The organism is Sphaerochaeta sp. PS (genome assembly GCF_032144095.1).
Classification (GTDB): domain Bacteria; phylum Spirochaetota; class Spirochaetia; order Sphaerochaetales; family Sphaerochaetaceae; genus Sphaerochaeta.
Genome location: NZ_JAVSNJ010000003.1, coordinates 22,538 through 41,507 on the forward strand (window position 1 = coordinate 22,538; position 18,970 = coordinate 41,507).

An 18,970-nucleotide genomic window follows, 5' to 3' on the forward strand; every position below is an offset into this window, starting at 1 on the left:
ATCAGGAAGGTAGCCATGGACACAATCTTGGAAGTTAGGAATCTCTCTAAAAGCTTCGAGCAAACGCAGGTCTTGCAGGATATTTCCTTTGCGGTTACTGAGGGTGAGTTCATCGCAATAATGGGGCCATCGGGCTCGGGAAAGTCGACCTTGCTCTATAGCATCAGCGGAATGGATAGACCCTCTTCAGGGGATGTCCTTCTCCATGGAAAGGATATTGCAAAGCTCGATGACAAAAGCATAAGTGAAATACGGCTCAAGCAGATGGGGTTTGTCTTTCAGCAATCCTATCTGCTGAAGAATCTGTCCATCAGGGACAATATCGTGCTCCCTGGGTTCAAGGCTGGTACCTCCTCCAGGGGCCAGGTGAACGGACAGGCCGATAGGTTGATGAAGAAAACCGGGATCTACCCTGTCGCTTCCCATGACATCCAGCAGGTTTCAGGGGGGGAGATGCAACGGGCTGCCATCTGCAGGGCCCTTATCAACAAGCCGGCAATTCTCTTTGGTGATGAGCCGACCGGAGCCTTGAACAGCAGTACCACCAAAGAGGTGATGGACATCCTGAACAGGGTCAATGAGGAAGGCACTACGGTCATCATCGTTACCCATGATGCAAAGGTTGCCAGCAGGGCAAGCAGGGTCATCTACCTTCTGGATGGCTCAATCCATGCAGAACTCAACCTGGGACCCTATGAAGGGGAGGAGATGACAAAAACTCCTCGCCAGGAAGTTTTGGCCGAATGGCTGCAGCAACAGGGGTTTTAGGAAGATGGGGGCAAGTACATCTATTCTCCTGCTCGGAAGGTGTCAGCAACGTCTGCCAAGCCTTACCCGATCAATATCAGCTCTTTTGAGATATCTATCGAAGGTATCGACATAAGAGCCATACAGAACTTTTGTTGCATCTAGCATCTCATGGATAGGCAAATAAGTGTTTTTTGCCAGATGGCCTATCCAGAAAGAGAGCTGGTTTCCTGGTTGCATGCGGGCACAGGGTTTCTTGACAGAAAAACTTGTAGTTGCCAACTCTGCTCTGTACAATGAAGCGAAGAAGCAAGCAAAGCTACCTACCTAAGGCTGAAGATGTGGATGTTTGCTTGTAGGAGGGATGCAGATGAAACGATGTAGCTGGACAGGTGATGACCCCCTGTTGATCGACTACCATGACAAGGAGTGGGGTGTCCCCCTCCATGATGACCGTAAGCAGTTTGAGTTTATCAGTATGGAGGTCATGCAGTGTGGGCTGAGCTGGCTTACTGTCCTGAGAAAAAGGGAGGCCCTTCGGTTAGCATTCGATGGTTTCGATCCTTCCAAGGTTGCCCTGTATGATGAGCCTAGGGTTGAGGAAATCATGAAGGTTGAGGGCATCATTCGTTCGCCCAGGAAGATCCGGGCGATCATCAACAATGCCAAGGTCTTTCTCAAGATCCAGGAGGAGTTTGGTTCCTTCTCCTCCTACCTCTGGCAATTTACAGACAACAGGATTGTGGAGTATCCCGGTCATGCAGATGGCTCGGTCACCATCGCAAAGAATGACCTTTCTGATAGGGTCAGCAGCGATCTCAAAAAAAGAGGTTTCTCCTATCTTGGCTCGATCACGGTCTATTCCCATCTCCAGGCTGCAGGAATTATCAACGATCACCACGCTTCCTGCTTCCGATACCAGCAATCGAACGAATTGCCAAAGTAGGAATGCTTCTGTGGTCGGCCTTCCCAACTCTATTTCCAGCAGGCGTGGATTGAAGCTGGTTTTACGAATTGGTAGGATACCGTAGGTGCTCTTGGAAAGGAGAACAGGATGCTTTTGCACACTAGGGGAAAGAGATGGTTGAACTTACCGTAGGCCACAGCGGCCACTATGATTTCTATTCGATTCAGGAAGCCTTGGACCAGGTCCCCTATGGAACGGAAGCCTTGATACGGGTGAAGAAGGGCCTGTATAGGGAAAAGCTCTTCTCTGATAAGGAGCATATTTCCATCTTGGGGGAAGGTCCTCAGGATACGGTCATAACGTTTTCCGATGGCGCCTATGCAATGCTTCCTGAAGGGAGAAAGCGCGGGACATTCCGTTCATACACAGCATTTTTCTCCGGAAACCAGCTCCATCTTGCCCATCTGGGGATTCGTAATGAGGCTGGTGATGGGCGCCTTGTCGGGCAATCGATGGCACTCTATCTCGATGTACGGAAAAGCTCCCTGGAGGATGTCCATCTATGGTCCCATCAGGATACCTTGTTTCTGGCCCCTCTTCCCGAAAAAGAGCGGGAGGTGCAGGGTTTCTTGGGCCCCAGGTGTTTTTCGAAGCGTATCCTCAATGAGGTTGTAGTCAGGGATTCTGTCATCAGCGGGGATGTTGATTTTGTCTTTGGTGGATCTGATGCCCTTTTCTCCTCCTGCACCCTGGTCTCCCTCGATCGGGGGGAGGCCATCAATGGGTATGTGGCGGCTCCCTGTGGGAAGAAGGGGGATAGGGGCCTGGTTTTTTCCCAATGCGAGTTCCTTTCAGAAGGGTGTAGGGCTGAGTCCGTCTATCTCATGAGGCCTTGGCGTGAGGAGGGGAAAGCCACCTTCCTATCCTGCTCCTATGGGGAGCATATCCATAGGTTGGGTTGCTCTCCCTGGCCAGGAAGGGAAAGTGAGTCTTCCTTCACCTTTGCAGAGTTCAATGCCCAAGCCTCGCTTCCCATGGAAAGGAGAGCACCTGCATCCCAGCTTGATGAGGTTGCTGCCCGCACCCTGGTTGCTTCTTTTTCCCGGTAGTTCTTGAAGTCTGACTGGACAAGCTGTTTCAGGATGGATGGATTGAGGGTTTGCATATCCTTGTTCCACGGTCTTTCATGAAACCATGCATTCAATTAGAAAAATGTTGAGAGGGTTCGTATACAATTTTTACAGTCTTGCTGAAAATTACAATTTTTGCACCCGTCCAGATGCCTGATAAGGAGAGAAATCTCTGAAAATGAACTTCTAAAGATATCTTTTTCTCTCCCAAGGTCTGTAAGAATTGCCCCTGAATTTTTAAGGGCTGTATCTAGGCCATTGTTTTCTTCAAGCTTTTCAAATATACCCGAGGTGTTGAAATAACCCTCTGTCTTCTCATAGCCCTGAAGATAGGTGTGCAATACTTTTTTTATGGCTTCATAGGAATCATAGACACGATTCTGTGGTGTTTTCATGAAATGCATCAGAAACCAAATTTCGATGCAGGGATAGCTGGTTATTGGAATTATCTTGTTAGGGAGTTCCCCGCAAGATCGTCTAAACTCCTGTAAGGAGTTCTCACGGAGAATTGTGTCAACATCAAGAACACAAAACGCTACATCGAATCCTTTGGAACACAACTCCTCTGCTTTGGCAAAGATATATGTATAGCTTGAATGTTTGGGCAGGTCTGGCTTCAAGGAAAAAGAGTATCTCCGATTTCTCCTGATATAGTCAAAATACATCCACTCAGTCAGTCCTTCTCCAATGATAGCGATAGATTTCTTTAAGGGTTTCTTACTCATCTTTGTCCCTTGTGAACACAGGGCTGCCCAAAATTGGCTTTGCCCCAAGTTTTCCAGCTCTGTAGAAATTTACAAGATTGATATTTTTGTGGAGTTTGAAATCCTGGGCGGAGAAATATTCGCTGGCACCGGTCTCATCTTTTTCACAAAACCAGACCATATCATTCCTCACATAATCCAGATCCATTATGTATTGGGCATGAGTCGTTGCAATAATTTGAGACTCTTGAGAATTCATGAGAAACATCTGCAAGAAGAAAGTGGTAAGATCAGGGTGAAGAGAGGATTCTAACTCATCTATAGCAACCGAATGGGACTTTGCAAGTAGTTCCTGAAGTACTCCCCCAAGCCCAAAGTACCGTAAGGTGCCTTGGGATTCATCCTCAGCCAAGATCTGATAAGACCCATTGGTTGTTTCATGGGTAAAAAAAAGTTCCTTAGTTTCAATTTGTTTGTCATTTTTGAGTTGTTCAAGAAGCACTTTTGGTGCCCCTTGTTCAGTTAGGTTGTTGAGTAATTCATCGTCAACAGTAATCTTGGTATTCTTGATTTCCAGGTCTGCAATCTGAAAATCAGCTTTTTCCAGAAATTGTATAAAAAACTGCTTTTTTTTATCGTCACCTGCTAAGCGTTTCAGGCTCCAGTTCCGTAAGGTTATGGATGGGGTGATCATGGGCATCAAGGATGCTTTAAAATATTCGAGGACTGTGTCCAAGGTAGAAGAATGAATATTGCATTTTTGATAGGCATGCAAAACCGTGGAATTTTCCAAAGTATTCCCATTGAGTATTGTCTTTTCCTTAGCCGAAAGGAGGCATTTAGCTCCAATGCTCAGCTTTGCGACAGAATTCTTTTCGTCGAAAATACGAGTGAAAAGTGTGGCGACTCTCCCTTCTGGACTGAAGCGCAATGATTCTGTGTAGATACGTTTGCTGTCAAGGCACACTGAATATTCATAGCGAATTCTTTTGATAAAGAAGATAAGAGAAAAAGTTCCCGGTTGTTTGCGAGTCTCTTCATCCAGGGAAAATGGGACAAAATCTGTTTCCTCATCCTTGGTTTCAGGGCCAGAAAGGACAATGTTGCGTAAAAAATCAAGAGCCTTGAGGAGGTTGGTTTTTCCAGAAGCGTTATACCCATACAGAACACAGAGCTTCAAGAGATGCACTGACTCATTTATTTGAGTGCATAAGTATTCTTCTGCGCCTGTCTGTAGTTTATTGTTTGCTAGGAAACTCAATGTCTGTTTTGTCTTTATGGAGCGATAATTCTCTACACTAAATTCTTTAATCATATATTTAACCTCAATATGTGTAGTATTACTACGTTTAACTGTATTATATTATGAATTCTTACAAATATCAAGGATTGGCTTTGTGTATATATTTTGGAAGGGGCAGCCTTCAAACAAATGCAATGATACATGAGGAATGTAGCCTAGAAGGATATGTATGGGTACACCTATAGCGTAAACCCCAGGATTCTCATAGATGTACCTGACTTTACGGTTTGCGGAATACAAAAAGTATACTATCCTAGAGGCAAGAGGAATACACTATGCAATGCGATCATCATGGCTGTCTCCATATAGTCCCTTTGTTCCAGAACCTCGATGCTGAGCAGATGGGCGCTATTGATGCCATAACCCGTGAAGGTACGTACAGTAACGGCCAGCCGATCTATCATGCGGGTGAGGCCAGTGGGTCTCTCATGGTTGTCCATACCGGGAAGGTAAAGATCTATCGTCTCGACTCAGAAGGTGAACAGCAGGTCATGCGGATACTCTTGCCAGGGGAGTTTGCCGGTGAATTGGCCTTGTTCAGCAAAGAACCTACCCAGGACTATGCAGAGGCAATAGGGGAGTGCTCGCTATGCATGATCAATGGAGAGCATATGAGGGGCCTTATGATCAAGTACCCCTCAATTGCCCTCAAGATTACCCAGGAACTGAGTATGAGGCTTTCCCAAAGCGATGCCACGTTGCATGGAGTGGTAAAAGGGAGTGTCGAACAACGTCTGGCAGGATATCTCTTCGGATTGTTGAAAAAGTCCCAGACCAACCACATACAGCTGCCTGTTGCCAAAGGGACTGTTGCCTCCCTTCTGGCTATGAGCCAGGAAACCTTGAGCCGCAGGCTAAAGATACTGCAGGATGACGGAGTCATTGAACTAGGGAAAGGAAGAAAGATAACGGTCCTCGATACAGAAGCCTTGGAGGATCGGATTCTTCAATAGCGGTACAATATCCTATGCAGGTATAGAGCTCGTAATTTCATTGCCTTTTTAGGTTTGTTGGCATATTCTGAACATACAGTTCAAGACGGAGGAACAACATGCAGAAATATGTTTGTGATATTTGTGGCTATGTGTACGACCCAGCAGAAGGTGATATGGACAATGGCGTCAAGCCCGGAACAGCGTTTGACGCTCTTCCAGAAGATTGGGTATGCCCCGTTTGTGGTGCTCCTCAGTCTGACTTTTCACCTATAGACTGATAAGACAGCTATGCCCATTGATGGCACCACTAGCAACAGCTGACAGTATTGCTAGTGGTGCTTCTGACCCGGAAGCAGCGGGTGACAAGAATCTGGTTCTCAAACCCAACGGCCACCTTGCCTGTATCGTAGTGCAGGGAATTGTTCGTCACTTTGAGTAGAATTCTATTACTGCCGATTCCTTTACCTCATAATCAATATCGCCTCGAGTCGGCTCGGAGATGACCCTTGCCTCAAACTTCTCGTCGTCGAACTGTAGCCAGGAGGGTATTTTCCGGTTCTGGGAAAACTTAGTCAGTGCAAGAGCCTGTTTGGCTTTCTTGCTGACGGTAATGACATCGCCCACCTTCAGGGTGACGGAAGGGATGTCGACCCGCCTGCCGTTCAATTCCAAATGGCCATGGTTGATTCTCTGACGGCTTTCCCTGCGGGTAGTGGAGAGTCCCAAACGGTAGACGACATTGTCAAACCGTAGTTCAAGGAGTTTGATCAGGGTCTCGCCGGTGTTTGCAGTCGATTTTTCTGCCCGATCATAGATCAGCTTGAACTGCTTTTCCAATACCCCATAGATAAAGCGGAGTTTTTGTTTTTCTATAAGCTGGCGCGCGTATTCACTCTGTTTCCGTCTTCTTGCTACTTTTTGCCTCCGAATGCTTGGCTTGTGGGTATAGCCAAGCACCAAGGGGTTTATTCCGAGATGATCACATCGCTTGAGGACCGGAGTTCTAGATATTGCCATAGTGTTGTAGTACCACCTAGTGTTTGTATTTTATTAGCTAAGGCTAACATTTATACAGTAATACCAACTATCCCAATTAATTGCAATATAGCAGAGTAGGGATTGCCGAAGCTTATGCAAGATGCTTTTTCCCAGAGCATAGAAATGAGATGGTCTGCAGTTTTACGGGGTTAGCAAGGATATATGGATGGAGGGGAATGCAATCTAGGCATCTCAGTATTTCAAGGCCTTGGCTTGGGCAAAGGGAAATCGATCCCCTTTTGTTTTGGCCTAGAGCACCAGGCTTTCTGATGCACAAGCTCCTATGCTCTTGATCTATCCCATACAGTGTAGTGAAAGCTGCTGTTTTTGTGTTGGGTCTTGGCATGTCGGGGTATTGCCGATTGCCAATTTTGTATGTATGTTTATACTATCTTATGAGATATACAAGGAAGGTGTAGATATGAAAGTGACTTTTGCAGGGAATCCTGTTGAATTGGTTGGAAAAGAAATTCATGTAGGCGATACGGTTGCCAACTTTACCGCAGTGAAAAATGACCTGAGTCCCTTTAACCTGACTGAAATTAAGGGAAGAAAGCTCATTGTCGCCGTCCCATCACTTGATACCTCTGTCTGTGATGCTGAAGTAAGGCGCTTCAACGTGGAAGCCACAAAGCTCAAGGATGTCACCGTCATAGTTGTTTCGATGGACCTTCCCTTCGCACAGTCGCGTTGGTGTGGGGCAGCCGGAGTGGAGAAGGTAATTACAGTCAGCGATTACAAGGATCGCGACTTTGCCCACTCCTTTGGAGCATACCTTCCCAATGTCGGGCTCATCGCACGGTCGGTCTTTTTGTTAGATGCACACAACAAGGTAACCTACGTCGAGTATGTTCCTGAAGTAACTGACCATCCTGACTATGAGGCAGCACTGAAGGCTGTTCGCGCATAATAGAGACGGTCCTCAATACTAATCCCGGATTGCACCATCATGGTAATCCGGGATTTTTTTGTCATTTACCCCTGGTAAAGGGTCTGCAGTTGCACCTCTGGTCCTGTCGTTTTCGTTCTCAAAAAGATGAGTGCAAAGTAATCACGGATATTCCACGATAGAACAAGGTCCGTTCGGTACGTGATTAAAGGTTGTCTCTATATTGTTTAGGGTATACTATTAGTTCGTGAAATACGAAATAATAAAGGAGTAGTGGTATGATAGTCATGAATCTTTCACTGAACAATATATATTCCTTCAATGATTTCACTATCAATATGGCGTATCCTAAAAAGATTGTGAATTCTACTATCGAGAATGAGTTCTTGAGTGGATGTCCAAATTTCAGATACAAAAAACTTGTCATATTAATGGGGGCAAACGCTTCAGGGAAGACAACATTGGGGAGGGCCCTTATGGGAATTTACAACTTCATATCCAAAAAGGTCCCTGATCATGTGGTCTCTTGTATCAATGACAAAAATAAAGATGCTTTCTTCTCCATTGATTTTGTTGCAAATACGAAAAAGATGTATCGTATAGAAGCAACCATTCACCCGACCGCTTCTGATTCCTATAGGGAAGAAGATATCGACCTTGTGGTAAAGGCTATTCCCATAACGAAACAAGATAGTTATGAAACCTGTGCAAAAAAAATAGAAGCACTGGAAAGCAAGCAGATTTCATACATCAAAGCCCTTGAAGAGGTTGAGAGTTTTGGCTGGTTTTTCTCATACCCCAATCCTGAGAACAATATCAAGATGGCAAAAGATTTTGACAGAGATAAGTTTCTTTCAACCCTAAGGATCGTCCTTTCAGCATTGGACCCTTCCGTCCGGGAAGTGAGGGAAGGTGCGGATATAGCAGGCTCATATGTCATCAAATTAGGAAATCATGATTTAATTCTTACTGATGACAAAATTTTGAATGATGGCATGCTTTCAAGTGGAACAAAGTCTGGAATTGATATAGCTATCTTGCTTACTTCAATTATGACAAGAAGGAATGGGTTCTATTATTGTGACGAGAAGTTTTCATACATACATAGCGATATGGAGAAGGAGATCTTGGCCAAAATGATAGAAAAGTTAGGAAATGATGAACAGTTTTTCTTTACCACACATAATACAGACCTATTGGACATGGCTCTTCCAAAGCATTCCTATGTATTTTTACAGAAAAACAAGGTTGGCGAGGGTTTTACTGTGAAGTGCATATATGCCGATGCGTACTTGAAGCGAAATACGGATTCACTGAAAAAGGCAGTTGAGAATGATCTATTTTCGATCGCTCCGAACATGAGTCTGATTGAGCAGTTGTAGGGGTAGGTAACGTTGGCACAAAACTATCAATATTTTGTAGAAGGTGAGACCGAAAAAAACAAATCCGAAACAATTTCTTGCATATTGGATTTGCCGTCGTTACGTGTGCTCTAGGACTATTTTTTACTGTTAATGATTTGATAATCCATGGCCCTCATGAATCTCCCCAGTAAACTGGCCACATCAAGAATACCGGCTCCCCCAGTATTGTCAGCATACATAGCCTTCTATCTACAGGGATGTCGGGCTCCCTTTTATTATTCTTGTAAATTCTTGTGTCGTGAATGTATAATGAGTTAACGTACACGCAAAAAGGATCCTGCCAATGATTCATGATAAAAACCGTATCAGAAAGCTATTTCGTATCATCATTTTTACCATACTCACCAGTTGCCTCGTTGGATGCGGGGCTCAAAAAAAGAGTTTCTCCCAAGCTGAAGATAGCGGTATCATTGTAGGGTTTTCGCAGATTGGAGCTGAAAGTGCCTGGAGAACCTGCAATACCCGCTCAGTTCAGGACGCCGCAGCTGAACGGGGGGTGCAGCTGGTGTATGCCAATGCCGAACAAAAACAGGAGAACCAGATAAAAGCACTACGCTCCTTTATCGCATATCAGGTTGATGTGATAGCCTTTATCCCGATCGTTACGGATGGCTGGGATAACGTACTGCAGGAGGCCCGGGATGCCGGGATTCCTGTCTTGGTCACCGACCGGAAGATAGATGTTGCCGATCAATCCTTATATGCAGGATTTATCGGTACCGACAGCCTGAAGGAAGGTCGGGATGCTGGATTATTTATATTGAATAAGTTTAAGGACAAGCGCGAGCGTTTCGCCGAAACCAATGAATATATCAATATCGTGGAATTGTTTGGCACAGAAGGCTCTTCCGTAGCCATTGGAAGGGCTGAAGGCTTCAGAGAGGTTCTGAAGGGACATCCGGAGTTCCGAATAGTATACAGCAAGTCAGGTGATTTCCTCCGCTCAAAGGGGTACGAACTGGCTGTTGAGTTTCTCGGGATGTATGACGATATCGATGCTATTTTTTCCCACAACGATGGGATGAGCCTTGGGGCTATCGAGGCAATTGAAGAGAGGGGCCTTCGTCCTGGTACTGACATCGTCATTGTCACAATCGATGCACAGCAGGCAGCCATTGATGCACTTCGCGCCGGTAAGGTGAACTGTGTCATCGAGTGCAACCCTAAGACCGGACCCGAAATCATCAAGCTGGCAGAGCGGCTGGCAGCTGGTGAAAACATTCCACGTCTGCAGTATGTACATGAAGAAGTTTTCTATGAAACCGATGACCTTTCACTCATTGAGCCCCGCGGGTATTGATATGAAAAACCAGCGATCCGTTATAGACAAGATTTTTGCAGTGTTTAAAAGTACCAGCATAAAAGAGAGAATCAAGATCTCCTACGTCATCATAATCCTCCTGATGATAACACCTCCGGTTATTACGATTGTTTCCTTTGTTGTCCAGATGGTCCGCTATGACCTTATCATAACGAATGTCAGCAAGACAAACCGCCTCAACCAGACGGTAAAAATGGACATCTCCGACGAAATATGGGATATCGTAGCGGGAAACAAGAAATTCGATGAAGGCAACCAATACGAAATTATTGACGGGATCAACAAGAGCCTGGAAGATATCATGAGAACGACTGAAGAACGAGAGAATCGACAGATGCTTGAGGTGGCAGGTCGTGCGGTCGAAACGCTGAAGCGCAATGTAGACCGTCTGGGGACCCAGATGGCGAACCAGTCTTCGGTGAGTGAAAATGAAGAGAGCCTCGATGAAATTCGGGGGGTATCCGCCCTTATATCTGACATCCTGCAGGATTTTATTGTACGGGTAATAGAATCGGCAACGATAACCAATGAGCATCATAAGCGTATTACCTTCATACTCACAGTCATTCAGATTTTTACCGTATTGTTTGTCACTGTCTTCGCTGCCTTTACCCAGCGTTCAGTGACCGCCAGTATCAACAAACCTATCAAGAGGCTTGAGGACCTGTCAAAGAGAATTGCCGAAGGAGATTTCACTGTCAGGGTAAAGCTCCCTCAGGTAAGTGAGCTCGATGGCCTGACCGACAACCTGAACATCATGGCGGTCAAGATACAGGCCTTGATCGCAGAGAATGTCCGGGAACAACAAAACCTTCAGAAATCGGAGATGAAAGCCCTTCAGGCCCAGATCACGCCACACTTTCTCTATAACACATTCGATACGATAGTCTGGCTTGCCGAAGAAAAGAAAAATGATCAGGTCATTGACATAACCCGAGCCTTTTCAAGCTTTTTCAGGATATCTCTCAATAAGGGTAAGGACTTTCTGAAGGTTAGCGAGGAGTTTGAGCATGTCAGAAGCTATCTGACCATTCAGAAGATCAGATACAGGGATATCCTGGATTATGAAATTGCATATCAGCCTGAGATGGCAAACTGTCAGATCCTGAAACTGTTGCTCCAGCCCCTCATTGAAAACGCCCTCTACCATGGGATTAAGAACAAGAGGGGCCGCGGATTATTGTCAGTGAAGGGGTGGCGTGAAAACAACCGCCTCTGTTTTTCCGTACAGGACAATGGGATAGGAATGCGGGAAGAACAACTTGCGAATATCATGAAACAGATCAGCGGTTCGCCCGATCCCGAGGATTTGAGCAATGTCTATGGTCTGTATAATGTTAACAAGAGGCTTGAGCTGTATTACGATACAAGCACGAGGTTGGAAATAACAAGCCGGTATCAAGAGGGCACTACCGTGTATTTCAGCGTACCAGAGGTGTAATACAATGTATAAGGTATTTATTGTAGAAGACGAAATAGTAGTACGTGAAGGGCTTCGGAACAGCATACAGTCGGGGTCTGGCCCCTTTGTCCTCGCAGGTGAGGCTTCAGACGGGGAGATGGCCCTGTCAATTATGAAGGATGTGAAACCCGACATACTGGTAACTGATATCAGGATGCCGTTTATTGATGGCCTTAGCCTTTCAAGGATTATCAAAAAGATACTTCCCTGGATAAAGATAATTATCATCTCAGGTCATGATGAATTTCAGTATGCACAGGAGGCCATATCAATCGGTGTTGACGAATACATGCTCAAACCCGTTTCCGCCTCGGACATGCTTTCGGCACTCAATAAGCTGGTTGCTACGATTGAACAGGAAAAAATACAACTTTCAAGTATAGAACACCTGAAACTGCAGGCCCAATCCAGTTCGGACCTCATCAGGGAGCGCTGGCTATGCGACCTGGTAACCGGAATTGTCAAGACGGAAGATGCGCTTGAGAAGGGTAGTGATATGGGGGTCGACCTCATTGCCCACTGTTACCTTGTGGTGATCATCAAGCTTTCCACCTCCACTGAAAACTATTCGGACCTGATCACCGCCAAACTCGAGATCAACAGTATCATAGACAATCAGGAGGATGTGTTATGCTTTTCCCAAAGCAGGGATTCCATCATCCTGCTGTTGATGCAGCTTGTATCCGAATCGCTCGAGGAAACTGCCTATACCTTAGGCCAGGCGATTAAATACGAGGTTGAACGAAATACTGATTGCATGGTGGCAATTGGGATTGGCTCTCCGGTCGAGCGAATAGGAAGCCTATCCCAGTCCTATGCTGACGCGGAAAAAGCCGTAAAATTCCTTGTTAAGACAGGCCAGAAACTGATAATCGGATCACATGACCTGAACCCCTTTTCCGAAATTGATTTCTTGAGACTGGATGGAAGCCCCATATCGGAGCAACTGAAATATGTGAAGAAATCGGGTATTGATGAGATTATCGCCCAGTATATTGCCATGATAGGCGATAAACCGTTTCAGGGCACTCTCATAGGCTATTATCTTCTGTATGACCTTATGGTGGCCATCTCAAAGATCATTTATGAACTGGGTGGTGATGTTCAGGAGGTTATACCTTCGTTGTCACATAAAACACAGCTTTCAGAGATAGCAGGCTCAAAGGAGACCTTCTGTGACGGGGTGAGATTGATCCTTGATACGTTCATAGAGTTCAGGGACTCAAAATCGGCGGGAAAATACTATGCAATGCTTCAGAAGGCAAAGCAGCACATACATCTGCATTTTGCCGACCAGGATATTTCCCTGCACTCAGTGGCATCGATCGTAAATATCAGTCCAAACCATTTCAGTACCATCTTTTCCCAGGAAACCGGTGAGACCTTCATTGAGTATCTTACACAGGTCCGTATCAACAAATCGAAAGAACTGCTGCTGACGACAGCTCTCAGAAGCGCGGACATCGCTTATGAGGTAGGATTTGGCGATCCCCATTATTTCAGTTTTATTTTCAAGAAAAATACAGGCATCTCACCCCGGGAATTCAGAACCGGTAGCAAATGCCTGTATTGAGGGAGTAGTCTCTCCAAAGCCTTCACGCCTAGCCTTGGGTCACTGTCTTTTTTCGTAGCCAAGTCGGTAGGGCGAGGCTGAATTTCTTCTTGTCACGCAACGACATGATGACACTTTGCAACACTATGAAGAAATACAGCAGCAGTCCGCTTACTATCGCCTGGTAGTTTGATTGAACTCCCCCTGCACGGATCAGTTCATTGATCACCAGAAGGATCAACGTACCTATCGGCGCTCCAAGCAGGTTCCCAACACCACCGTTGAGCAGTGTACCGCCTATGATAGCCGAGGCTATCGCTTTCATTTCGGCTCCTGCCGCATTTCCGACATTGCCGGCTCCCGTTGTCATTATGTAGACAAAACCTGCTATCCCGGCCGTCAATCCGCTTATCACGTAGGTGAAGAATATCGTTCTCTTTACGTTGATGCCGAGCATCATGGCGCTATGGCTATTTCCGCCGACGGCATAGACATTGCGTCCGAAACGAGACCACTTCATCAGGGTTGCAAGAATGACAAGAAGGACCACCACTACTATGACACCAGGCTTTATCTCACACGGGATGAAAATGCCCAGTCTGTTTTTCGTACCGAGCCAGGGGATCACGAAATCAAAATCCCTCAAACTCACGAATGCAGGCATAGTCACGTTGATCGGGTCTTTATGGAGTGTCGTCAGCAGTCCCTGTGCCAGAAACAACCCTGACAGCGTAATAATAAACGGCTGAATCTCAAGATAGGCTATGAGATATCCCTGTAGGAGTCCGAATGCGATACCAATACCCAGTGCAACAAGCACGGCTCCCCCGATGCTGCCCATCCTCGATTCCAGTGAGACAGCACAGGCCATGGTTATCAGACCGCATACTGCGCCTATGGATATGTCGATACCACCTCCGATCATGACGATGCTCAACCCTAGGGTCATGATGATGAGCGGGGCATTTAGGTTGAACAGGTCAAAAAAAGTTTGGACCTGCCTGAAGCTGCCTGGAAAGCTGATAATTGCAAACAGGTACATCACTACAAATATGATTGCAGCTATGAGAAATAGAATATTCGAATTCGATAGTCTTGCCTTGGGTTTGATTACGTGTAGAGATGCCATCCTATTCCTCCTTCTTTCCGGTTGAAACCATTGCATCTTTTGGGATAGTTGTAGTAAGTCTCCAGGTTCGAACCCTATCCAGGGTTTTGCTGAAATATACCCTGACTACTGGCGATGCAACTACCATGAGAATGATAATGAAGACTGCTTTGAATACCTTGATCATGGCAGGTTCTATCTCCAGCCTAAGCAGGGTCCTGTTCAGCATCTCTATAGTGTATGCACCGATTATGGAACCGGTAATGCTGAATTTTCCACCGATCAAGGAGTTGCCGCCTATTGCCACGGCGAGAATCGCATCCATCATGATAAGTTTGAGCTGGTTTACGCTATCGTGACGGCCTGCCTTGTTTACTGCGATGAAGCCTGCAACTGCACTACAGACACCCATAATCAAGAAGGTCAGAAAAATTATTTTCTTCGGGTTGATACCGTTCAGACGTGCAGCATTCGGGTTGATACCCACAGTCTCCACATAGAGCCTGAGGTTCGTGGTCTTGAACAGCACTGCAACTAGGGCGATGAAGATAGCAGTCAAAATTATTGGAGTCTGTATTGGTACTCCCGGTATGACGGTGCCGATTTGATTCGATATGTCGTTGGCCAGAATGGGGGATAGTTTGCCATCAATCATAAAGGCTATGGATCTGCCCCCCGTAAACAAGATGAGGGATGCAACCATTGGCTGAACCTTGAACACCGAAACCAGCGTACCGTTGAATGCGCCGAGAACTAAGCCTGCGACACAGCTCAAGAGGAAACCCGCCACTATGACAAGCAGTGTGACCTCTCCGGCATGGAGGACGAACAGGACAAATACGGCGGAAGAAATGGTGGCATTTACCCCTATGCTTATGTCTTGCCCTTGTGAAGCTGCCGTTACCAGCGTCATGCCTATGGAAAGGATGACCAACTCGGAGGCACCGAACAAGATATTCGGTATATTCCCATACAATGCGCCGTTTACCAAGGTGATATTGAAATAATCGACGCCTTTTATCAGATTGATGACAATGAGGAGCATCATAACCGAGATGGGGAGAACCAGCTGAGAGAGGGTTGTTATCAATTTGCGCATTTGGACTCTCCTCCCTGGGCAATCATGGTCATGACATCGTTTTCTGACAAATCCGTTCCTCTGAGTTCCCCTACGATTTCACGGTCCTTCATGACTATCAATCGGGAACAGGTTCGGAGCATCTCACCAATTTCCGAAGAGATGAATGTCAGGCTCATTCCTTCTTCAGCGAGCTTGATCACAAGTTTTTGAATCTCTACCTTGGTACCAACATCGATGCCCCGGGTCGGTTCATCCAGGATCAGGTACTCTGGGTTAGTGAGCAGCCAGCGGGCCAGAATGACCTTCTGCTGGTTGCCTCCGGAAAGAGACTTGATTGGCGTGTTGGGGGTCGGAGTCTTGATATTTAATTTCCTTATATACTCGTCAGCAAAGGCCTCTGTCTGTTTCAATGAAAAAGGTTTGAAAAAGCCTTTCATAACCTGCAAGGCCAGGATGATATTGTCTCGTACCGAAAGGTCAGCGATAATCCCGTCGCCCTTGCGGTCCTCCGGCAGATATCCGATTCCTTGTTTTATGGCATCCAGGGGATTCTTGATCTTCACCCTCTTTCCATTCATTCGGATTTCACCACTAGTCACTTTGTCGGCAGCGAAAATAGCGCGTACACTTTCACTGCGCCCGGAACCAAGCAGGCCGGCGAACCCGTTTACCTCGCCTTTTTGTATGGTAAAGTCGAATGGTCTTACTCCTGCAGCACTCGATAGCCCCACACCTTCAAGTACTGGAATGGTGGAGTCGGAGACAAGCGGCTCATGTTTTTTTATTTTGGTGATATCCTCAAGCTTATTACCCAGCATCTTCGAGATTAGTTCGATCTGGGAGAGCGAGGATGTTTCATATTCGCCGATCAACTTCCCATTGCGAAGCACGGTAATCCTGTCGCTAATTTCGTATACCTGTTCGAGGAAGTGAGTTATGAAGATGATTCCCACACCCCGTGCTTTCAGTTCAAGCATGAGAGCGAAGAGTTTATGTACCTCGTCCTCATCAAGTGAGGAGGTCGGTTCGTCCAGAATAAGAATCTTGCAGTCCATATCTACCGCACGTGCAATTGCAATCATCTGTTGCACTGCAAGTGAACAGCTTGTAAGTTCCTGCAGCGGGCTTGCTGGAATACCTAGGGATTCAAGCAATTGTGCCGCCTTATTGTTCATCTGCTTCCAGTTAACGACGGGGTTCCGACTGCGGCCGATAAACATGTTCTCAGCCACAGTCAAATTGGGACAGAGCATTATTTCCTGATAGACTGTTCCTATTCCCCTGTTCTGTGCTTCCTGTGGCGTCTTGAAGTGGATAGGCTCTCCCTGTAAGGTAATCAGGCCAGAGTCTTTTTCGTAGACTCCGGTAATGACTTTAATCAGTGTGGATTTACCCGCTCCGTTTTCACCCATGACGGCATGGATCTCACCCTTTCGGAGTTTGAAGTCCACGCCATTCAGAGCTTTGACTCCAGGAAAGGATTTGCTGATGCCCTTCATTTCGAGTATGGTTTCTGACAACAATCAAAGATCTCCTTATACTGGTACTGTTCAAACTGACCGCGGTGCGGCATACAGAACTTAATCCGCATACCGCACTGCGCACATACAATGATGGTGATTGTACCTTCTTACAGATACTTACCTGGTGATTACACCCTTGCCAGGATCTGCATTGATTCCCCAATTCTCGATGTCTGCATCAGTAATTGTAGAGGTAGTAAAGAGCAGCTCTTCCTGATAGATGATTCCGCTTGGGAGCTTACCGCTCTTGATCCATCTGGAAATCTCGGCTGCTTGACGTGGATTGCATTGCATATCGGCATCCCAGTACCCAGCCTGTACGTTCCGAAGAGCAAACCTGTTAAAGTCAAAACCAATTATCTTGACCTTGCCGTTCTGGCCATGGCTGATTCCAGCTGCTTCGAGCGCCTGGACAGCACCTTGTGCCATACCATCGTTTTCTGCATAGATGACATTGAAATTCTTGCCTGCTGCAATTGCTGCTTCAACAATTTTGCGAGCTTCATCAAGACTCCAGCTATCTCCACCTGTTCCATCGGCAACAATGTTGAGTTTCTTTGCTTTTGCGGCATCGAGCACTGCTGCGCTACGGCCGATCTCAGCTGCAGAACCCATCTGTCCGCGAATAAGGATCAGATTGATCGGATCAAGGCCCAGACTCAATACCCATTCAACGGCCTTTTTGCCTTCATAAGCCATATCGGAGAGAAGAGCTGCCTGGAAATTGGATTCGTCCGTATCAATTGCACGGTCAAAGAGAATAACCTTGATTCCTGCAGCTTTTGCAGCTTTCAAGGTGTCATCCCATCCAGAAGCGTTTGCGGCTGAGATCAGCAGATAGTCCACTCCATCTCGAATGTACCCTTTCGCTGCAGCGATCTGCTCGCTGTTGTCGCCTGTGTTTGTCTGTTTGGCGTCATAGCCGTTTGCAGTTGAAAACACACTGTTCATGGCTTCAACGTTAGCCTGCCGATATCCTGACTCTTCTGGTGGAAGATTTACAATACCCACCTTGGTAAGACCAGACTCTTTCTGACCAGCGGCGAACAGAACGCCCGAACCCAGGATAACCAGAACCATCAGTACACATAGAGCCTTTTTCATATGCCCCTCCTTTTAAGGAATCATGAAAACTTGGAAAGTTGGTTAGCGGCAACGCCGCATCGATAGATATAGTTTAAATCGGTAGTGCCAGAAGTACATGAGGGATTCTATCGAGTTTTGTTTGATATTATACGCTTTCATTCCAAATCTTGAGGAAGGAGGAAAAATGTGTGTTTTTTTATCAATAACATTCGTTTTCTTCCGATGGTATATGGCTTAAAGCTGAGAGATCAACTTAGCGAGCGTGTTCGAAGCCCTTACTTCAAAGAGAGTTCTTCCGTACAAGGCATGGTTGGAGGAATTGGATATAAAAAAGGGAGGTAATTGCTTACCTCCCAATGTTTGCCCAGGAAAAGACTCGAACTTTCACGACCTTGCGGCCACTAGGACCTGAACCAAAATTCAGCATGTGAACCGCTATGTAAGTATGTGAATAAAACCCTATATTGCAAACCTTTACTATGTTTTGTTGTGAATCGTTATGTCACTAAATGTATGGATACTGTGCCCACAACTGTGTACACTAATATGCTACACCAACAAGACCTTTCGTGCAAGATAAAATCTGCATACTTGTTCCCATAGAGAATATCGTATACTAATATGGTTGACTCATTCTATCGAGGTGGCAATGACAAAGTTTAGGACGTGTGATGCGACTGACAGGATTGTCAGAGAGCTTGGTTTAGAATTTCAGTATTCTCAACAGGATGATGGGGTAGGGCAATTGCATCGGAATCGT

The 18,970-nt window shown here is 46.0% G+C and carries 18 protein-coding genes; 11 read left to right on the forward strand and 7 right to left on the reverse strand.

The genetic code is table 11. The annotated features are described in order from the left end of the window. Positions 1–15 precede the first annotated feature (15 nt). From ROJ03_RS04555 to ROJ03_RS04565, 3 genes are all read left to right on the forward strand, one after another. Complete coding sequence (locus ROJ03_RS04555; RefSeq protein ID WP_313725813.1) at positions 16–768, forward strand: ABC transporter ATP-binding protein; 753 nt, start codon at positions 16–18, stop codon at positions 766–768. 349 nt (positions 769–1,117) lie between these two features. Then, positions 1,118–1,693 carry a DNA-3-methyladenine glycosylase I gene (locus ROJ03_RS04560; RefSeq protein WP_313725814.1) on the forward strand — a complete coding sequence of 192 codons (576 nt, stop codon included), beginning with the start codon at positions 1,118–1,120 and terminating at the stop codon, positions 1,691–1,693. 134 nt (positions 1,694–1,827) lie between these two features. Further along, positions 1,828–2,763, forward strand: coding sequence for a pectinesterase family protein (locus tag ROJ03_RS04565; protein WP_313725815.1), 936 nt, complete (start codon positions 1,828–1,830; stop codon positions 2,761–2,763). Positions 2,764–2,858: 95 nt separating this feature from the next. On the opposite strand, the gene ROJ03_RS04570 is transcribed toward ROJ03_RS04565, so the two are convergent. Next, on the reverse strand, positions 2,859–3,509 hold the full coding sequence (locus ROJ03_RS04570) for an RloB family protein (RefSeq protein WP_313725816.1): 651 nt from the start codon (positions 3,507–3,509) through the stop codon (positions 2,859–2,861). Beyond that, positions 3,502–4,803 carry an ATP-binding protein gene (locus ROJ03_RS04575; RefSeq protein WP_313725817.1) on the reverse strand — a complete coding sequence of 434 codons (1,302 nt, stop codon included), beginning with the start codon at positions 4,801–4,803 and terminating at the stop codon, positions 3,502–3,504. Before ROJ03_RS04575 ends, ROJ03_RS04570 begins: the two co-directional genes overlap by 8 nt. 263 nt (positions 4,804–5,066) lie before the next feature. On the opposite strand from ROJ03_RS04575, the gene ROJ03_RS04580 reads away from it, so the two are divergent. The 3 genes from ROJ03_RS04580 to ROJ03_RS04590 all read left to right on the forward strand — a co-directional run bounded on the left by ROJ03_RS04580 (position 5,067) and on the right by ROJ03_RS04590 (position 6,165). Continuing rightward, positions 5,067–5,744 carry a Crp/Fnr family transcriptional regulator gene (locus tag ROJ03_RS04580; protein ID WP_313725818.1) on the forward strand — a complete coding sequence of 226 codons (678 nt, stop codon included), beginning with the start codon at positions 5,067–5,069 and terminating at the stop codon, positions 5,742–5,744. Between the two features lie 98 nt (positions 5,745–5,842). After that, positions 5,843–6,004 (forward strand): rubredoxin, encoded by a 162-nt coding sequence (rd, locus tag ROJ03_RS04585; RefSeq protein ID WP_313725819.1) that lies wholly within the window; start codon positions 5,843–5,845, stop codon positions 6,002–6,004. A 20-nt stretch (positions 6,005–6,024) separates the two neighbouring features. After that, positions 6,025–6,165 (forward strand): hypothetical protein, encoded by a 141-nt coding sequence (locus tag ROJ03_RS04590; RefSeq protein ID WP_313725820.1) that lies wholly within the window; start codon positions 6,025–6,027, stop codon positions 6,163–6,165. Here the strand turns inward: ROJ03_RS04590 and rpsD are convergent. Beyond that, positions 6,153–6,743, reverse strand: coding sequence for a 30S ribosomal protein S4 (gene rpsD, locus ROJ03_RS04595; protein ID WP_313725821.1), 591 nt, complete (start codon positions 6,741–6,743; stop codon positions 6,153–6,155). The genes ROJ03_RS04590 and rpsD overlap by 13 nt on opposite strands. 442 nt (positions 6,744–7,185) lie before the next feature. On the opposite strand from rpsD, the gene tpx reads away from it, so the two are divergent. The 5 genes from tpx to ROJ03_RS04620 all read left to right on the forward strand — a co-directional run bounded on the left by tpx (position 7,186) and on the right by ROJ03_RS04620 (position 13,433). Further along, positions 7,186–7,674, forward strand: coding sequence for a thiol peroxidase (gene tpx, locus ROJ03_RS04600; RefSeq protein WP_313725822.1), 489 nt, complete (start codon positions 7,186–7,188; stop codon positions 7,672–7,674). A 257-nt stretch (positions 7,675–7,931) separates the two neighbouring features. Then, positions 7,932–9,035, forward strand: coding sequence for an AAA family ATPase (locus ROJ03_RS04605; protein WP_313725823.1), 1,104 nt, complete (start codon positions 7,932–7,934; stop codon positions 9,033–9,035). A gap of 325 nt (positions 9,036–9,360) precedes the next feature. Beyond that, positions 9,361–10,377: an ABC transporter substrate-binding protein gene (locus ROJ03_RS04610; protein ID WP_313725824.1), complete on the forward strand. Its 1,017-nt coding sequence runs from the start codon at positions 9,361–9,363 to the stop codon at positions 10,375–10,377. A 103-nt stretch (positions 10,378–10,480) separates the two neighbouring features. Next, entirely contained in the window at positions 10,481–11,839 is a 1,359-nt protein-coding gene (locus tag ROJ03_RS04615; protein WP_313725825.1) for a sensor histidine kinase, read from the forward strand. 4 nt (positions 11,840–11,843) lie between these two features. Further along, positions 11,844–13,433 carry a response regulator gene (locus ROJ03_RS04620; RefSeq protein WP_313725826.1) on the forward strand — a complete coding sequence of 530 codons (1,590 nt, stop codon included), beginning with the start codon at positions 11,844–11,846 and terminating at the stop codon, positions 13,431–13,433. A 28-nt stretch (positions 13,434–13,461) separates the two neighbouring features. Here ROJ03_RS04620 and ROJ03_RS04625 read toward each other — a convergent pair whose 3' ends face one another. The 4 genes from ROJ03_RS04625 to ROJ03_RS04640 all read right to left on the reverse strand — a co-directional run bounded on the left by ROJ03_RS04625 (position 13,462) and on the right by ROJ03_RS04640 (position 18,228). After that, on the reverse strand, positions 13,462–14,541 hold the full coding sequence (locus tag ROJ03_RS04625; protein WP_313725827.1) for an ABC transporter permease subunit: 1,080 nt from the start codon (positions 14,539–14,541) through the stop codon (positions 13,462–13,464). Position 14,542: 1 nt separating this feature from the next. Beyond that, positions 14,543–15,619, reverse strand: coding sequence for an ABC transporter permease (locus ROJ03_RS04630; RefSeq protein ID WP_313725828.1), 1,077 nt, complete (start codon positions 15,617–15,619; stop codon positions 14,543–14,545). Continuing rightward, complete coding sequence (locus ROJ03_RS04635; RefSeq protein WP_313725829.1) at positions 15,607–17,124, reverse strand: sugar ABC transporter ATP-binding protein; 1,518 nt, start codon at positions 17,122–17,124, stop codon at positions 15,607–15,609. The genes ROJ03_RS04630 and ROJ03_RS04635 overlap by 13 nt, the downstream gene beginning before the upstream one ends. A 117-nt stretch (positions 17,125–17,241) precedes the next feature. Further along, the gene (locus tag ROJ03_RS04640) at positions 17,242–18,228 is read right to left on the reverse strand and encodes a substrate-binding domain-containing protein (RefSeq protein ID WP_313725830.1); all 987 of its coding nucleotides are present in this window, start codon (positions 18,226–18,228) and stop codon (positions 17,242–17,244) included. Between the last annotated feature and the right edge of the window lie 742 nt (positions 18,229–18,970).

What these genes read in the sequence shown, in the direction of transcription:
- ROJ03_RS04610 (WP_313725824.1), top strand. Translation starts at nt 9,361, where the DNA reads ATGATTCATGATAAAAACCGTATCAGAAAGCTATTTCGTATCATCATT.
- ROJ03_RS04615 (WP_313725825.1), top strand. Translation starts at nt 10,481, where the DNA reads ATGATAACACCTCCGGTTATTACGATTGTTTCCTTTGTTGTCCAGATG.
- ROJ03_RS04575 (WP_313725817.1), bottom strand. Translation starts at nt 4,803, where the DNA reads ATGATTAAAGAATTTAGTGTAGAGAATTATCGCTCCATAAAGACAAAA.
- ROJ03_RS04605 (WP_313725823.1), top strand. Translation starts at nt 7,932, where the DNA reads ATGATAGTCATGAATCTTTCACTGAACAATATATATTCCTTCAATGAT.
- ROJ03_RS04640 (WP_313725830.1), bottom strand. Translation starts at nt 18,228, where the DNA reads ATGAAAAAGGCTCTATGTGTACTGATGGTTCTGGTTATCCTGGGTTCG.
- ROJ03_RS04570 (WP_313725816.1), bottom strand. Translation starts at nt 3,509, where the DNA reads ATGAGTAAGAAACCCTTAAAGAAATCTATCGCTATCATTGGAGAAGGA.
- ROJ03_RS04620 (WP_313725826.1), top strand. Translation starts at nt 11,844, where the DNA reads ATGTATAAGGTATTTATTGTAGAAGACGAAATAGTAGTACGTGAAGGG.
- rd (WP_313725819.1), top strand. Translation starts at nt 5,843, where the DNA reads ATGCAGAAATATGTTTGTGATATTTGTGGCTATGTGTACGACCCAGCA.
- ROJ03_RS04590 (WP_313725820.1), top strand. Translation starts at nt 6,025, where the DNA reads ATGGCACCACTAGCAACAGCTGACAGTATTGCTAGTGGTGCTTCTGAC.
- ROJ03_RS04630 (WP_313725828.1), bottom strand. Translation starts at nt 15,619, where the DNA reads ATGCGCAAATTGATAACAACCCTCTCTCAGCTGGTTCTCCCCATCTCG.
- ROJ03_RS04580 (WP_313725818.1), top strand. Translation starts at nt 5,067, where the DNA reads ATGCAATGCGATCATCATGGCTGTCTCCATATAGTCCCTTTGTTCCAG.
- ROJ03_RS04565 (WP_313725815.1), top strand. Translation starts at nt 1,828, where the DNA reads ATGGTTGAACTTACCGTAGGCCACAGCGGCCACTATGATTTCTATTCG.
- tpx (WP_313725822.1), top strand. Translation starts at nt 7,186, where the DNA reads ATGAAAGTGACTTTTGCAGGGAATCCTGTTGAATTGGTTGGAAAAGAA.
- rpsD (WP_313725821.1), bottom strand. Translation starts at nt 6,743, where the DNA reads ATGGCAATATCTAGAACTCCGGTCCTCAAGCGATGTGATCATCTCGGA.
- ROJ03_RS04625 (WP_313725827.1), bottom strand. Translation starts at nt 14,541, where the DNA reads ATGGCATCTCTACACGTAATCAAACCCAAGGCAAGACTATCGAATTCG.
- ROJ03_RS04555 (WP_313725813.1), top strand. Translation starts at nt 16, where the DNA reads ATGGACACAATCTTGGAAGTTAGGAATCTCTCTAAAAGCTTCGAGCAA.
- ROJ03_RS04560 (WP_313725814.1), top strand. Translation starts at nt 1,118, where the DNA reads ATGAAACGATGTAGCTGGACAGGTGATGACCCCCTGTTGATCGACTAC.